Annotated in this window: 9 protein-coding genes and 2 pseudogenes; 6 read left to right on the top strand and 5 right to left on the bottom strand. The window is 72.2% G+C overall.

Annotated features, from left to right (window positions below; translation table 11 throughout):
* Positions 1–277: 277 nt before the first annotated feature.
* Complete coding sequence (locus AB0I68_RS11955) at positions 278–1105, top strand: caspase family protein (RefSeq protein WP_363177104.1); 828 nt, start codon at positions 278–280, stop codon at positions 1103–1105.
* Positions 1106–1176: 71 nt separating this feature from the next.
* A pseudogene (locus tag AB0I68_RS11960) lies at positions 1177–1350 on the top strand (winged helix-turn-helix transcriptional regulator); the annotation flags it as partial.
* A 177-nt stretch (positions 1351–1527) separates the two neighbouring features.
* Here AB0I68_RS11960 and AB0I68_RS11965 read toward each other — a convergent pair.
* Positions 1528–2148, bottom strand: a complete 621-nt coding sequence (locus AB0I68_RS11965; protein WP_363177178.1) for a response regulator transcription factor — start codon at positions 2146–2148, stop codon at positions 1528–1530.
* Positions 2149–2204: 56 nt separating this feature from the next.
* On the bottom strand, positions 2205–3308 hold the full coding sequence (locus AB0I68_RS11970) for a sensor histidine kinase (protein WP_363177105.1): 1104 nt from the start codon (positions 3306–3308) through the stop codon (positions 2205–2207).
* Between the two features lie 221 nt (positions 3309–3529).
* Between AB0I68_RS11970 and AB0I68_RS11975 the strand changes: the two genes are divergently transcribed.
* From AB0I68_RS11975 to AB0I68_RS11990, 4 genes and pseudogenes are all read left to right on the top strand, one after another.
* Complete coding sequence (locus tag AB0I68_RS11975; RefSeq protein WP_363177106.1) at positions 3530–4822, top strand: tannase/feruloyl esterase family alpha/beta hydrolase; 1293 nt, start codon at positions 3530–3532, stop codon at positions 4820–4822.
* Between the two features lie 182 nt (positions 4823–5004).
* Positions 5005–5196: a DUF5302 family protein gene (locus AB0I68_RS11980; protein ID WP_363177107.1), complete on the top strand. Its 192-nt coding sequence runs from the start codon at positions 5005–5007 to the stop codon at positions 5194–5196.
* 220 nt (positions 5197–5416) lie between these two features.
* A pseudogene (locus tag AB0I68_RS11985) lies at positions 5417–5693 on the top strand (rodlin); the annotation flags it as partial.
* Between the two features lie 205 nt (positions 5694–5898).
* A complete protein-coding gene (locus tag AB0I68_RS11990; RefSeq protein WP_363177179.1) occupies positions 5899–6783 on the top strand; it encodes a glycoside hydrolase family 19 protein in 885 nt (294 codons plus the stop codon).
* A gap of 33 nt (positions 6784–6816) precedes the next feature.
* Here the strand turns inward: AB0I68_RS11990 and AB0I68_RS11995 are convergent, their stop codons facing one another.
* The 3 genes from AB0I68_RS11995 to AB0I68_RS12005 all read right to left on the bottom strand — a co-directional run bounded on the left by AB0I68_RS11995 (position 6817) and on the right by AB0I68_RS12005 (position 16302).
* A complete protein-coding gene (locus AB0I68_RS11995; protein ID WP_363177108.1) occupies positions 6817–9588 on the bottom strand; it encodes a LuxR family transcriptional regulator in 2772 nt (923 codons plus the stop codon).
* Positions 9589–9777: 189 nt separating this feature from the next.
* Complete coding sequence (locus tag AB0I68_RS12000; RefSeq protein ID WP_363177109.1) at positions 9778–11601, bottom strand: S8 family serine peptidase; 1824 nt, start codon at positions 11599–11601, stop codon at positions 9778–9780.
* A gap of 564 nt (positions 11602–12165) precedes the next feature.
* A complete protein-coding gene (locus tag AB0I68_RS12005) occupies positions 12166–16302 on the bottom strand; it encodes a trypsin-like peptidase domain-containing protein (RefSeq protein WP_363177110.1) in 4137 nt (1378 codons plus the stop codon).
* Positions 16303–16308: the final 6 nt, after the last annotated feature.

Raw genomic sequence — 16308 nt, forward strand, 5'->3', positions numbered from 1 at the left:
CCCTGACGGGCGGCAGACGGATTGATTGCTACCTGTCATGGTTTCACTCGGTCTGTTCGGTGGCAAGGCGGCCGAACAGCACGCGCACCGGTTCCCGGACGGCCTCGGCCGCGAGGCTGGTCACCGCCAGTATTGGCCGGGCGCGGAGTGGCCGCCAGTCGGTCCCGGGCGTTGCTCCGGCCGCCGCGCCCGATCGGGCGTCGCTGCGCGCCGCGCGATTGGGCGGGCCCTCGGCCGCGGAACCCATGCCCGAGGTACCGCCCCATCCGATGCCATCGTGCTCACCTCGTCCGAGGAGGACCTCATGCCCGCAGGCCTGTCCATCCACGTAGGACTCAACAACGTCGACCCCCGCGCATACGACGGCTGGGACGGACAGCTCGTGGCGTGCGAGAACGACGCCCGCGACATGGCCGAACTGGCCCGCGGCGCCGGGTTCGACGACACCGTGATCCTGACGAAGGACGCCACCGTGGACACCGTCACGGCCGCACTGCGCCAGGCGGCCGGGAAGCTCAAGGGCGGGGACATCCTGCTCCTCACCTACTCGGGCCACGGCGGCCAGATGCCCGACACCGACGGCGACGAACCGGACGAGCTCGACGAGACCCTCGTGTTCTTCGACCGCCAGTTCCTCGACGACGAGCTGCACCGGGAATTCCTGCGGTTCCACCAGGACGTCCGGATCCTCACCCTCCTCGACTGCTGCCACAGCGGCACCGCCACCGAACTGGTCGACACCCCCGCCCCGGGGGAGGCGGTCCGGCTGATGCCGGTGCTGAAGCAGCAGCAGATCTTCGAGCGGGACAAGGCGTTCTTCCAGGAGCTCCAGCGCGAGCTGAGGAGTACGGACGGCGACGGCCGGGAACCCGGCGTCGTCCTCATCTCCGCCTGCCAGGACGACCAGGTCGCCATGGACGGCCGCGTCAACGGCAAGTTCACCGAAACCCTGCTCCGGGTCTGGAACGGCGGGGAGTTCAGCGGCGGCTACGAGGCCTTCCACCAGCGCATCAAGAAGGCCATGCCCGCCACCCAGATCCCGAACTTCTTCACGACGGGCAACCCCGACGCCGGCTTCCTCGCCCAGAAGCCCTTCACGGTCTGAGCCGCCGGGGATCGGCGTCACCGGTCCGCCACGTCAGTTCGGTCACTGAACCGACGCGCAACGGTTGGCCCATGGCGCTCCCCCGCGACTACCGCGGCCAGTCCTGCTCCCTCTCCCGCGCCATGGAGGTCGTCGGCGAGCGCCGGACCCTGCTGATCGTGCGGGACGCCTTCTTCGGAGTCCGGCGGTTCGGGGACTTCGCAGCCCACCTCGGCATCCCGCGCGCGGTTCTCGCCGACCGGCTCGCCGGCCGCGGGTGCACCAGCGGCGCGCGGTGCGGGGGAAGGACGGCGCGTGACCTTTGGCGCGGTCCGTCGTTGAACACGGCGGTCAAGCGAAGTGCACCAGTGAAGTCCCGGGTCTCCCCGCGAGGCCCGGGACTTCGTGCGTCGGCGCCGGGATCCCGGGCGGCGGCGTCCGGGTCAGATGAGCCCGTTGTCCCTGGCGTAGAGGGCGGCCTGGGTCCGGTCGCGCAGGCCCAGCCGGCTCAGGACGCGGGAGATGTGGTTCTTGACGGTGCCCTCGCTGAGGTAGAGGCGGGAGGCGATCTCCTTGTTCGTGGCACCCGCCGAGATGAGGCGGAGGACCTCCGTCTCGCGGGGCGTGAGCAGCTCGGGGGCCGGGAGTCCGGCCGCCAGGTCGGCGATGACCGTCTGGTCGAACTGGGCGATCCCCGCGTGGGCGAGACGTACGGCCCGGGCCAGCTCGGCGGCGGGCAGGTTCTTCAGGAGGTAGCCGACCGCGCCGGCCTTCAGCGCCCGGGTGACGTACTCGTCGTCGTTGAACGTCGTCAGCATCACGATCTTGCATGCGGGCAGGCTGCGGCGGAGCAGCCCCGTGGCGGCCACGCCGTCGATCCCGGGCATCCGGACGTCCATCAGCACCACGTCGGGGCGGCAGGCCGGGGCCGTTTCGGCGGCCTCGGCGCCGTCGCGGGCGCTGCCCGCCACCTCGATGCCCGGCTGGATGCCGAGGAGTGCGGTGATGCCCTCCCTCACGAGGTCCTGGTCGTCGACGACGAAGACCCGTACGTTCGCGTTCACGCCGGCGTCCCCGTTCCCGTTCCCGTTCTGGTTGTGGTTCTGGTTCTGGTTCTGGTTCACCACGGGACCCCGACCGTGAGGACCGTGCCGCCGGCCGAGCTGTCGATGGCCACGGTTCCCTCGGCGATACGGACCCGTTCGCGCAGTCCCGTGAGCCCGAACCCCTCGTCGGCAGCGGCGAATCCGGTGCCGTTGTCGACCACTTGGAGGCGGGCTCCGTGCTCGTCGTGGGCGACGTTCACCCCGATCTCGGTGGCGCCGGAATGCCGGCAGGCGTTGGTCAGCCCCTCCTGTGCGGCCCGGTACAGCACCAGCAGCGGCCTGCGTTCGGCGCCCGACATCTCGAGGGTGATGCGGCGGCTCCCGCCGTCCAGGTGGTGGACGAGGTCGGCGAGCGCCCGGGACAGGCCGACCGGTTCGGACTCCGACTCGGGACCCAGGGTGCGCACGGACGCCCGTACCTCGTCCAGGGCGCGGTTCGCCGACCAGCGGGCATGCGACACGGCTTGCGCCGAACCCTGCGGATCGAGCGAGGCGAACGCCTCGGCCTTCTCCAACTGGATCCCGATCGCCGTCAGATGGTGGCCCAGGCTGTCGTGGATCTCGCGGGCCAGCCGGTTGCGTTCGCGGGCCGCCGACAGCTCCGCGACCTGGGCGAGGGTGCCCTCCAGCCGGGCCCGGGCCTGCTGCTCGCGAACGGCCACCGCGGCCATGGCGAGGGCCAGGACGACCCCCAGGGCGAACATCAGCAGGTCCGAGATGTACTCGGCCCGCACCTGCCAGTGCGGTACCCAGAGGGTGAACGCGCCGGCCAGCGCCGCCACGCAGCCGACGCCGAGCCCGATGGCGACGGCGGACCCGTACGCGAACAACGCCAGGAACGGTACGAGGACGAACAGCACGCGCGACAGTCCGGAGTCGTCGAGGGCCGCCACCGCGCAGAGCAGCACCACCCTGAGGGCGAACACCGCGCCCGGAGCGATCCGCCGGCCCCGCCACTCCCGCCGTTCACGACGGTCCAGGGCGATCAAGGCGCCGAGCAGGGCCGCGTATCCGGCGGTCCGGGCGCCCGGGCCCGCACCGATCAGGGCGTAGTAGACACCCCCGAGCAGTACGGCGCCGTACAGAACGGCGGGTATCCAGGGAACCGGCCGCGACATCGGGCCTCCTCAAGGGCTCATGAAGGCTCGAAGGCTCTCTTCCGGTGCAGCGTACGCGGCCGCTACCCCGATCCCGCATGCACGCGAGGAAGCGGCGCAGGGATTGGCCGGAGGTCATGTGACCTCTGGTCACAGCGGATCGGGCCGTCTCTCACTTACCCACGATGACCTGCGGTTTCTAGATTTCGAGGCGTCACGTTCCCCATCGAGAAGAGTGCGTCGTGCTTCGCCATCTCGCCATCGCCCCGTTGCTGCTCGCCACCGCCCTGACCGTTCCGGCGGCCACCACCCAAGGGGACCGCTGCTCCGGCGTACGGGTCCCGGGAGCCGAGTACGCGGTCTCCAGCTGCCTGACCGACCTGACGACCACGGGAACCACCCGGACCGGGCACACCGACAAGGAGGACTGGAAGGGTCTGGTGGCGCCGGACACCGTCACCCCGTCCGGGGTCCCCGGGGTCCAGATCGACGGCTACTTCCCCGACACCTCCACCACCAACACCAACCACGGCTGGAACCACGACAGCCAGTTCGTCATCCGGCTGCCCAAGAACTGGAACGGCGGGCTCGTCGTGGCCGGCCCGCCCGGGACCCGCGAGCAGTACGCCAACGACCCGATCATCAGCGACCAGGTGCTCGCCAAGGGCTACGCCTACGCCGCCACCGACAAGGGCAACACCGGCGACGAGCTCTACAAGGACGGCGACCGCCCCGGCGACGCGATCATGGAGTGGCACCGCCGGGTGGCGGAGCTCACCGTGGCGGCGAAGAAGGTCACCGACCAGCACTACGGACGCACCCCGCGCGTCACCTACGCCGCCGGGCTCTCCGCGGGCGGATACCTGGTCCGCTGGCAGCTCGAGCACTACCCGGAGCTCTACACGGGCGGCATCGACTGGAACGCCCTCACCTTCACCAAGGAGGGCAGCCTGCTCACCACCCTCCCGCCGGCGCTGCGCGCCTTCCCCCGCCTGACCCAGGGCGACCAGGCCGCACGCGATGCCGCACGCGACGAGATCATCGCAGCGGGCTACCCGGCGGATTCCGAGAAGCAGTGGGGCTACCACTACGCCTACCAGTGGGACCTCCTGCAGCGTGTGGTCCGCGAGGAGGTCGACCCCGGCTACGACGGCGCAACCCAGGGCGGCACCCCCTTCTGCCCGGCGGGTACCGGTCCCGGCTGCGACACGGACTACGACTTCGCCTCGCGCCCCCGGTCGGTGCACCGGGCGGTCGAGCGGATCTCGCTGACCGGGAAGATCCAGCGCCCGCTGATCAGCATCCAGGGCACGCTCGACGCGCTGACCCCGCCGGCCGCCTTCGGTGACGTGTACGACCGGATGGTCGCCGACGCCGGGCGCGCGCCCCTGCACCGCTACGTCCACGTCCCCGGAGGCACCCACACCGACGGGCTGGTCGTGATCGACAAGGAGGCGTACAAGCCGATGCTGCCGTCCTTCGTCGCGGCATTCGGTGAGCTGGAGGCGTGGGCACGGCCCACCACCCGCTCGTAGCCCGGCCCGGCGGCCCGGCGGCCCGGCCCCCGCCCCTTCCGCATCCGCATCCGCGGCGGGAGCCGGGCCGGGCCGTTTCCCGGTCGGCGCCCGCCGCGGGACCCCCTGGGCGCGGAACCCGCTGGTCAGGGGGGACGGCAGCTGACAGACTGAAGCGGCTTCAGGTCAACCCAGGAGGACACATGGCAGAAGAGTCGGACACCCCGCAGGACGAATCGGCGGCCGAGGCGGCCAAGCGCAAGTTCCGGGAGGCCCTCGAGCGCAACGCCCGCAGTGCCCATGCACAGCAGGCTCACCAGAGCCGGGCGAAGATCCAGGGCGCCAGCGGTGGCGCGGGCGGCAAGAACAAGAAGACCCGCCGCAAGACGGGCTGACCGGTCCCGGCCTCCGCGTGAATGCCCGCTCGGGACCGGCGTCCTGCCCGCCGGTCCGCGGCATCCTGCGCAGAACCGTTCGAACGGATCAAGCCAGTCCCTGTATGTCGTACGAGGGGCCGCTTCCAGCTCGTGGAGCTGTTGGCGGCCCCTTTTGCGTGGGCCCGGTCCGGACCCGGGCACTGGGCCACTCGGGTGACTTGCGATAACCAAGCCGATCTACGGCAACCAGGAGACCGAGGGCGCGATGAGCCCGCAGCTCAGCCTGGTCCAGGGCTCGCTCAACAAGCTCTGCGTTCGGCCTGCCGGCGAAGGTCAACGCCCAGTCGGTGTTTGCGCTCATCGCCAACGTCGGCGTCCAGGACATCAACGTCCTGCACAACCCGATGAGCCAGCAGTGCACCGAGAACTCCACCCAGGCCAAGGGTGACGACTCGGCCTCGCACATCCTCAGCAACATCCCGGTCCTCTCCGGCAACCTCTCCGCCGGCAGCTGATCACCGCTCGACCACCGGCAGGGCCCGTACGCGCGATGGCACGTACGGGCCCTGCCCGTTGCCCGAACCCGATGAAAACTGGTCTAGACCTTGACAGGTCCAGACCAGTTTCGCTTCAGTGGCGGTACTCGCCCCCCCCCACGGCAACTCCCCCCACTGAAGGAGCAATTACGTGATACGTGCGCTTCGCCGCCGCGCTCTCGCCCTGGCGGCCGCCGCGGCCGCCACCTTCGGCCTCGCGGTCGCCCTCCCCGCCTCCCCCGCCTCCGCGGCCGCGGCCTGCGTCACCCCGTGGGCCTCGTCCGCCGTCTACACCAACGGCCAGAGCGCCTCGTACAGCGGGCACAACTGGCAGGCCAAGTGGTGGACCCAGGGCGAGACGCCCGGCACCACCGGCCAATGGGGCGTCTGGTCCGACCTCGGCACCTGCGGCGATGGCGGCGGCCAGGACCCGGACCCCGGCACCCCGTCCGGATTCGTGGTCTCCGAGGCCCAGTTCAACCAGATGTTCCCGAACCGGAACCCCTTCTACACCTACAACGGCCTGGTCTCGGCCCTGTCGGCGTACCCCGCCTTCGCCCACACCGGTGACGACACCGTCAAACGGCGCGAGGCGGCCGCGTTCCTGGCCAACGTCTCGCACGAGACGGGCGGGCTCGTGTACATCGTCGAGCAGAACACCGCCAACTACCCCCACTACTGCGACGCGAGCCAGCCCTACGGCTGTCCCGCCGGACAGGCCGCCTACTACGGCCGCGGCCCGATCCAGCTCAGCTGGAACTTCAACTACAAGGCGGCCGGTGACGCCCTCGGCATCAACCTGCTCGCCAACCCGTACCTCGTGGAGCAGGATCCGGCCATCGCCATGAAGACGGCCCTGTGGTACTGGAACACCCAGAACGGCCCGGGCACGATGACCGCCCACGCCGCCATGGTGAACGGAGCCGGCTTCGGCGAGACGATCCGCTCCATCAACGGCTCCCTGGAGTGCAACGGCGGCAACCCCGCCCAGGTCCAGAGCCGGGTGAACGCGTACCAGAGCTTCACGCAGATCCTGGGCGTGACACCGGGCGGCAACCTCAGCTGCTGACCGGGACCGGGCCGGCCACCGCGCTGCGCTCCCTCAGCGGGTGCGCAGAGTGGTGGCCAGCTGGGCTCGCGAGCGTACGTCGAGCTTCTGGTAGATCCGGGTCAGCCGGGCCTCGACCGTCTTGACGCTGACGAAGAGCTTCGCGGCCGCCTCCTGGTTGCTGGCGCCCTCGGCGACGAGCAGGGCGAGACGGGTCTCCGCCTCGGTCAGGACGGCCAGGGCCACGGCTGCGCCGCCCTCGGCCGGCGCCGGCTCCCGGTTCTCGGCGGCCAGTTCCGCCCAGGGCTTCGCGCCGGCCGCGGCGAACACCTCGGCAGCCGCCCGCAGCGCGGCGCGGGCGGGTGCGCGCCGCCGGCGGCGCCGTTCCACCCGGGCCAGGGCGAGCAGCGTACGGCCGCGCTCCACCGGGAGCTGGAGCACACTGAACCGGTCCGCCGTGGCCTGCAGCAGGTGCACGGCGGCTTCGGCGTCGCCGTGCGCGGACAGGCACAGGCCGCGGGCCCGGTCGAGTGCGGCCACCACCGCGGTCCGCCCGAGGCCGACGGCGACCGTACGGACGGAGTCGAGCAGCTCCGCGGCCTCGTCGGGTGCGTCCGCGGCCACCAGTGCCTCGGCCAGCTCTCCGTGCCAGCGCAGGATCGAGGGGTCGACGACCTGCTGGGCCTCCTCCAGTTCGGCCACCCGGCGCAGGGTGGCCACGGCCTTCGCGGCCTCCCCCGTCGCCAGCTCGGTCAGGCCGAGCGCGTACAGGCTGCGCGAGAGGAACACCTGGTCGTGCTCCTCCTCGGAGGCCTGGATGCCGCGCCGGGCGTAGCCGGCGGCGCGCGCGAAGCTGCCGCCCATGGCCTCCGCCATCGCGGCGGCGTACCAGGCGGGGCCGGGCGAGAGGCCCGCCTCGATGGTCAGTTCGAGGGCGCGGCGGGCGTGCGCGGACGCGATCGCGCACCGGCCGCGCCGCAGTTCGACCTCGGTGAGGCTGCGCAGCACCTCGAAGACGTCTTCCGCGGATCCCGTGCGCCGGACGGCGGGCAGCAGGACGAGCAGCTGGTGCCGGGCGTCGGCGAGGCGGTCGTCGAAGAGGGCGTGCCGGACGGCGAGGTACTGCGGGGCGTTGCGCATGCCGAGCGGCACTTCGGGGGCGGGCAGGGCCAGGGCCTCGGCCAGGATGTCCTCGGCGTCCGCGTCCCCGAGGATGCGGCCCATGCGGGCCCGTACGGTCAGTGCCATGGCCTCGGCGACCTGGTCGCCGCCCAGGGCGGCGAGCCGGCCGGCCTCGGCCGCCGCGTCGCGGGAGCGGACGGGGTCGCCGTCGCTGAGGTTGTACTTCGTGGCGATCCTCAGTTGCACGGCCGCCTGGAGGGCGGGGTCCCCGGCGGCGTCGGCCATGGCGCACGCGAAGGTCTCGTCGAGGGCGGCGAGGGCCTGTCCCGCGGCGTCGATCACCGCGAGCCGGGCCCGTACCCGGTCGGCGGGCGAGGCGTCGCGGGCCAGCACGGCACGGGTGGCGCGGCGCGCGAGGTCGGCGCGGCCGGCCCAGCCGGCGTCCTCGGCGGCGGCGACGAGACGGGCCAGTTCATCCCCGGGCCGGTCGGTCGGCGTACGTTCGGCCGCGAGCAGGCCGAGCTCGGCGGCCAGGGCGCGCTGGCCGCGTCGTCGGCAGGCCGCGGCGGCCTCGGTGATCTCGGCGGCGAGCCGTTCCCCGGGGGTGTCCACGGCCAGCGCCCGGTGGCGTACGGCCTGGACGGGGTCGTCGACGGCCGCGGCGAGCGCGGCGTGTCCGGCGGCGCGTTCCGGCCAGCCGGCGTCGGCGGCCAGGGCCATGGGCAGGGCGCCGGCGGTGAACGCGACCGCGCCGTCCTCGCCCACGGTGACCAGCGCGGCCCGCTCCGCCTCGGCGAGTTCGGCCTCGGCGTCTGGTCGGCCGGCCCGGCGCAGCAGGGCGGTCGTCGGGCGCGCCGCGAGGGCGGCGAGCAGCAGGGTGCGGCGGGCCCGGGCCGGGGCTTCGGCGAGGAGCCGGCGGGCGACCTCGCGGGCCTGGCCGGACAGGGGCAGGGTGTCGGCGTGGTGGGCGCTGCCGTCGCGGGCCTCGGCGGCTGCGGCGAGGGAGTGGCCGAGGGCGAGGGCGAGGCGCGGGTTTCCGCCACTGGCCTGGTGGATGCGGCCGGCGAGGCGGGCGGGGAGGCCGTGGCGGGCGAGGAGTTCGGCCACCTCGTCGGCGCCGAGCGGGGGGACCCGGATCTCGGGGGTGCCGGGGCCGCACAGGGGGCCGCCGACGGGGGCGCCGCCCTGGACGCATTCGGCCACGAGGACCCGTACGCGGGGCGGGGTCAGGCGCAGGGCGAAACGGAGCAGATCGGTACTTTCCGCGTCCAGCCACTGGGCGTTGTCGAGGACGAGCAGGACGGGGGTGCGGGCGGCGAGGGTGCGGAGCACCTCGACGACGGCGAGGCGCAGCGCGACGTGGTCGCGGCCGGCCCGGGGCGCGTCGGCCTCGCGGCGCAGGAGGGCGATGGCGGTGCGCTGGGGTCCGGAGAGCCGTTCCAGCGCGGCGCACGGCACGGAGGCGAGCAGCGCGGCGGCGGAGGCCTCCGGGATCCACTGGTCCGCGGCCTCGGGGGCGAGCCGGAGCACGGTCTCGTGGCGCGTCGCGGCGGCGGCCGCGACGGCGCCTGCCACCTCGGTCTTGCCCGCGCCGGCGGGTCCGGTGAGGAGCGCCCGCCCGTGCGCGGTCAGCGCGCGTTCGACCGCCTTGATCAGTTCACCGTGTCCGACGGTCGTGTCAGCGTTCCCCGTCGCCGCCACCACGCACAGCCACCAGCCTCTCGGTCCCCACTCTGCGCCTCTCCTGTGAGACGCGACAATACGAGGTCGGATGCCGGGTGGACACGGATTGTGACGCAGAATTCAGTCAGCTGTCAGGAAACGGCTGCGGACCTGCCGATACGAGGTGTATCAGCAGGTCCGCGGGGCTCAATGGTCCGTACTATCGGTCCCTCAGAAGCCGAGGCTCCAGGCGTCGATGTAGCCGGTGTCGCCGGCGGCGTTGTCGTTGACGCGGAGCTTCCAGGTGCCGTTCGCGACCTCCGAGGAGGCGTCCACGGTGTACTGCTGGTTGATGTTGTCGGTGCTGCCGCCGGCCCGGTTGTGCAGCGTGTAGACGCTGCCGTCGGGGGCCACCAGGTCGACCTTCAGGTCACCGATGTAGGTGTGCACGATGTTCACGTTCACCTTGAGGGCGGCCGGGGCGTTGCCCGCCACTCCGCTGACCGTGATGGGGCTCTCCACGGTCGAGTTGTCGGCGATGTTCACGTTCGTGGTGTTCTCGAAGCCCGGGGCCGGCGGCGCGGTCACGGCGGCGACGGTCGCGGCCGCGTCGGCGAGACCGGCGCCGCAGCCACCGGTGCAGGTGCCGGCGAGCGGGCGGGCGTTGGCCTTGATGGCCGACTCGACCTGAGCCGGGGTCAGCGAGGGCTTGGCGGCGACGACGAGCGCGGCGAGGCCCGCGATGTGCGGGGCGGCCATGCTGGTGCCCTGGTAGGGCTTGTAGATCTCGGAGCCCGGGGTGGTGGCGCCGTCGTTCAGGGTGGAGAGGATGCCGTTCTCGGGGGTGGTGACGGTGCCGGGCGTGTCGGTGGCGCGGCGGGTCTCACCGCCCGGCGCGGCGATGTCGACCTTGCTGCCGTAGTTGGAGTAGAAGGAGCGGTCGCCGGTGCGGTTGGTGGCGGCCACGGAGACCACGTTGTTGCAGCTGGCGGGCGAGAAGCCGGCCGCGTCCGCGTTGCTGTTGCCGGCGGCGACCACGACCGTGGTGCCGCGGGCGACGGCCGCGTTGATCGCGTTCTGGTAGGACGCGGTGCAGGCGCCGGAGCCGCCGAGGCTCATGTTGATGACCTTGGCCGGGGTGGCGTTCGCCGGGATGCCCGCGACGGAGCCGCCGGAGGCCCAGGTGATGGCGTCGACGATGTCGGAGGTGGTGCCGCCGCACTTGCCGAGCACGCGGACGGGCTGGATCTTCGCGTTGTACGCGATGCCCGCGACGCCCTTGGCGTTGTTGGTGGCTGCGGCGATGGTGCCCGCGACGTGGGTGCCGTGCCAGGAGGAGCCGCTGGCCGTGGAGCCGGTGCCGCACTCGCCCGCCGCGCTCCAGTCGCCCTGGTCGGACGGGTCGCTGTCGCGGCCGTTGCCGTCACGGGCGGCGGTGGAGTCGCTGATGAAGTCGTAGCCGGCGACGATGTTCGGGGCCACGTCGGAGTGGGCCACGTAGCCGGTGTCGATCACGGCGACGGTGACGCCGGAGCCGGTGCTCTTGTCCCAGGCGGCCGGAACGTTCATGCCGGCGGTGGGCTCGAAGAGGTCCCACTGCTTGGCGTACTCGGTGTCGTTCGGGGTGGACATCGCGTAGGCGCGGGCGTCCGGCTCGACGTACGCGACGTCCGGGTCGGCACGGAACTGGGCCATCACGTCCGCCGCGTCGGCCGGGGCGGTCGCACCACCCAGGTTGACGAGGGCGGCGCCGGTGCCGAGGCGGCGGTCGAACTTCGCCTTCTTGCCGGCCTTCTTGCCCTTGGCGGCGGCGTCGTCCGCGGCGGCCTTGTTGGAACTGGCCTCGGTGGCGGAGGACTTGTAGCCGACGATCAGGTTCTGCACCGGCGCGGCGGCGGGGGAAGCGGGCGCGCCCGCGGCCGGGAGGGCGGAGGCGGCGGCCGGGGCCGGCGCGGGGGCCGAGCCGGCCAGGGCGACAGAAGCGGTGGCGGAGCCGGCGAGGAGGGTGACGGAGATCGCCACCACGGATATGAGCCGGCTTCTCGTTGCGTGCACGGTGTTCCCTTCGCGGGCCGTTTCCGGGCAAGCCGGAGCGGGCGGTTGGAGCTGTGTGGGAGGTGAACCGGCGGCTACGGGGCCGGGGACGGGTTGGTCACGCCCGTCCCGGCCACCGCTGCTCGCCGCGTTGCCCCGGCCGCTTCGGCGGGGCGGGGGCAACGGCGGTGCGGGCGATCCATCCGGCCGCACGGTTTCGCACCATGTGGGGTTGGTGCGGGGTCCGTGCGGGGTGGGAAAGATCGCCGGTGGGCAGACAGTAGGCAACGCGAGGATGAACCCGATACCGGGAAAACCCTTGTCCACCCCCCTGAAGCCCCCCTACACCTCCCCGGACCCTACCTCCCGCCCCCGCGGAACCATCGCCGGGGGTGCCCCGTGCAGCGTGGCCCGATCACGCGCCGAGGCACCCTCGAGTGCCGGCCCCGGGCAGCCCGCCGCGCCCACCGCCGGCCGCTGCGGCAGCCCGCCGCGCACCGCCACAGCCCTGCACGGCCCGTCCCGGGCTGCGGGTCGGGCCGTGCAGGGCTGCGCTTGCTCAAGGGGTTCTGTGCGTTCCCGGCATCAGGGGCGTGGACACACGTGCCCGACTGCCTTCCGTTCCACGTCGTCGAGGCCACCGCTGAAGGCGTCACAGATCTTGTCGATCGAATCCTTGGCCGGGGAGACGTCCCTCAACCGCACCTTTGCGTCGTCACCGCCGGTGGCGAAGGTATGCCAGTCGCCGCTGAACGCCACCGACCGCACTCCCCCGCTGTGGCCGGTGGCCTTGGGGCGGAACTTGTCGGTGGCCACATCCCACCACCACACGGTCGACGTCTCGTTGCTGCTGATGGCGAGTGTGCGTCCATCGGGGCTGAACGCCAGCGCGTTCACCTCCTTCGTGAGGCTGTCCAGGGGTCTGCCGCGCCTGCCGTTGGCCACTTTCCACAACCGCACCGTCTTGTCGGCGCTGCCGGTGGCGAGAGTGCGCCCATCCGGGCTGAACGCCACCGCCCGCACCGTACGTGTGTGGCCGGACAGCTCGTGGCCGGGCTTGCCCTTACGCGCGTCCCACAACCGCGCCTTCTTGTCATCGCCGCCAGAGGCGAGAGTGACCCCGTCCGCGCTCAGTGCCACAGCCCGCACCACGCCGTTGTGGCCGGGCAGCGTGTGGCGGAGCTCGCCGGTCTGCGCATCCCACAAACGCACCCTGCCGTCATCGCCGCCAGAGGCGAGAGTCCGCCCATCCGCGCTCAACGCCACCGACCACACCACACCGGTGTGGCCGGACAGCGTGTGGCGGAGCTCGCCGGTCTGCGCATCCCACAAACGCACCCTGCCGTCATCGCCGCCAGAGGCGAGAGTCCGCCCATCCGCGCTCAACGCCACCGACCACACCACACCGGTGTGGCCGGACAGCGTGTGGCGGAGCTCGCCGGTCTGCGCATCCCACAAACGCACCCTGCCGTCATCACTGCCGGAGGCGAGAGTCCGCCCGTCCTTGCTCAGGGCCACCGACCGCACCACACCGGTGTGGGACAGCGGGCGGCGATTCATACCGGTGTCCGCAGCCCACAACCGCACCGTCCCGTCGACGCTGCCGGTGGCAAGGGTCTGCCCATCCGGTCGGAACGCCACCGAGTTCACGCCTTCGGTGTGGCCGGACAGCGTGTCTCCGAACGTTCGGTTGACCCCATCCCACAACCGCACGGTGCCGTCGCCGATGCCACAGGCGAGCCTGCCTCCATCCGGGCTGTACGCCACCGACCACACCGCGTCGGTGCGGCCGGGCAGCGGTTTGCCGACCTCGTCCTTGGTCATGTCCCACACCCGCACGGTGCCGTCGAGGCTGCCCGTGGCCAGAGTGCGTCCGTCCGGGCTGAACGCCACCGAGTTCACCGGTCCGGCGTGGCCGGACAGCGTCCGGCGGAGGCGGACCTCTGCGTTGCCCACATCCCACAGCCGCACCGTCTTGTCCTCACTGCCGGTGGCGAGGATCTTCCCGTCCCTGCTGAACGCCACCGCGTTCACCGGTTCGTTGTGGCTGCCGGACGACAGGCGGCGATTCGTACCGGTGTCCACATCCCACAGCCGCACCGTCCCGTCGACACTGCCGACGGCGAGGGTGTGCCTGTCCGGGCTGAACGCCACCGATTTCACCGCGTCGGTGTGGTCGGGCAGTGTGCGGAAACTGCCGTCGTCCACGTTCCACAACCGCACGGTCCTGTCGTCACCGCCAGTGGCGAGGATCTTCCCGTCCGGGCTGAAGGCCACCGACCGCACCGGTCCGGTGTGGCCGGTCAGTGTGCGGAAACTGCCGTCGTCCACGTTCCACAACCGCACGATCTTGTCATCACCTGCGGTGGCGAGCGTGCTCCCGTCCGGGCTCGACGCCACCGACCACACCGTTTTGCCCTGGCCGGGGAAACGCCGTCGCAGCGGGAGGTCTGCGGCATTTTCTAGACTTTCGTTGGATTCGGCAGTGTGGCTGGTGTTGTACGCGCGGATGGCCAGGAGCGCGGCACGGTCGGGGTTTGTGCTCAAGAGCGTGTCGGACTGGGTGGCAAGCTCCCGGGACAGGGCTGTCCGACGTTGGTGCTCGGCTACCTCCCTCTGCACGAAGGCTTCTCCCCCGGCGACGAGCGCGAGGGCGAGCAGGGTGCCCAGGACGATGTTCAGGCGTCTGCTGCGCCGGATGACGGCCACCTGGCGCTGCTGGCTCGCCGTGAGGAAGACCGCGATGTCGCCCGGCAGGCGGCGTTGCTGTGACCACTCGACGCCCTCGGCGAGTGCTGTTCCGACGAGGAGGTCCCCCGGGTCGCCGCTTTCCGCATGGCGCTCCTGCCGTTCCCAGGTGCCCTCGAGCCAATCCTGGAAGCGGTGGTCCTGGCTGACCCACTCGCGCAGTGTGCCCCAGTCCTGGATGAGTGCATCGTGGATCAGTTCGGCGACCGGCGGCCCGGCAGGGGTGTCGGGGCTGTCGGGCGTGCGGGGCGTGTGCGTGGTGATGATGCGGTAGCGGGTGAGGGCGGCCAGTACCTCGTCGAAGGCCTCTCCGGCGTCGGGCGTGGTGTGGGGGTCGGCCGCCAGGTCGCGCAGGTCGTGCAAGGGGACCTGCGCGCGGATGGCGGGAATGTGGTGGGCGGGGTCGGCCGGCCGCACCAGGGAGGTCAGGATCCGCTGCGCGACGAGCCGGTGATCGGGGGACAGCTGGTTGAGGGCCGTCTCGCACCACGTGGTCAGGCTGCCCGTGACTCCGCCGATGCGCCGGTACGCCTCATGCGTGAGGAATCCGTCCTGGCGCCTCTGCCACAGCTGGCTGAGCGTCAGCTCCAGCAGAGGCAGCACGGTGACGGGTGCCTGGTGGTCGGCAGCCCCCCGGGGCGTGATGGCCAGGACGTCGATGATGATCTGCTCGGGCAGCCCGTGCTGGAAGTGGGCTCCCATGTCCTGGGCGGGCAGGGTGATGATGTCGTGCAGGTCCTGCCGGCTCAGTGCGCTCGGTACGTTGAGGAGCCCCGGCATCGCCGCCTCCACGATCCGCGCCAGGGCCGCCAGCTGGGGGTAGAAGTCGTCACGCATGATCAGGATCACGCTGAGCTCGACGTTTGACTTCACGGCTGCGGTGATCTGGTCCGTCGCGGCCAGGCGGCGCTCGTGCTGCCGGCCGTTGCCGGACTGGGCGAGCAGCTCCTCGAACTGGTCGATGACCAGGACGACGCGCTCATAGGGTGCGGCCTCGAGCCGGCGGGTGACGGCCGCGGCGATCCCGTCGGTGGCGGCCCCCGGAAGGCCGGCGCGCTCGATTTCGACGAGCAGGTTCTGCCGCGGCCGGGCGAGGACTTGCAGCCACCGGTCGCTGCCGGGCAGTTCACCGGCGGCCAGTGCGGGCAGGACGCCGGCTTCGACCAGGGACGACTTGCCCGAGCCGGAGGGCCCGAGCAGCAGGGTCAGCCGCCGCTGCCGGGCCAAATTCGCCAGCACTTGCGCCACTGCGTCCTTGCGGCCTTCGAACCAGCGGGCCTCCTCCGCGGTGAACGGCTCCAGCCCCCGGTAGGGGCACACGTCCTGCTCCGCCAGGTCGGGCCAGACCTCCCGCAGGACCTTCGCGGGGGTGACGTAGGCGATGTCCTGCCCCTTCGTGAGCGCGTCCGGGGCGGTGATCTCGCTGAGCATGCCGATGACCAGGTCGGTCCGCTCGTCGAGGACCGGCCCGCCGCTGAACCCGGTCGTCAGGTCGTTGGCGTCGGTCAACTGGAGATACTCGCCCCTGCCCTCGCCGGCCGGCAGCAGATCGACGGCCACACCGCGGCCGAAGTGCCCTCCCGGCGGGGCCTGGGCGGGGAACCCGAACGAGCGCACGGCGTGGCCCCGGCAGCCTGCCGCAGAGCCCAACGCGAGCACCTCCACATCCGGCAGGGTGCCGCTCAGACGGACGACGGCCACGTCCTCGGCCTCGGGAGCGCGCCACGGCTCCTCCAGCACCCGTCCCTCGACCCGAGGCGCGCCGGGCGCGTGCGGGAAGACCAGCTGCACGCTCCCGCCGGGCCCGGATCCGGCCCCGGTGACGACATGCGCACAGGTGACCAGGATGTCCTCGGCCACCAGGAAGCCCGCCCCGGCCACAGCCCCGTCGGCGCCGAGGATCTGGGCCACGGAAGGCGGCAGCCCCGCTCCCGGCGCGTGGTCCCGCTCCGGCTCCTCGGCGGCGCTGTTCACCCCGGA

The organism is Streptomyces sp. NPDC050448, from assembly GCF_040655295.1.
Taxonomy (GTDB): Bacteria; Actinomycetota; Actinomycetes; order Streptomycetales; family Streptomycetaceae; genus Streptomyces.

Coding starts and splice junctions, on each gene's coding strand:
- AB0I68_RS11980 (WP_363177107.1), top strand. CDS start 5,005: ATGGCAGAAGAGTCGGACACCCCGCAGGACGAATCGGCGGCCGAGGCG.
- AB0I68_RS11970 (WP_363177105.1), bottom strand. CDS start 3,308: ATGTCGCGGCCGGTTCCCTGGATACCCGCCGTTCTGTACGGCGCCGTA.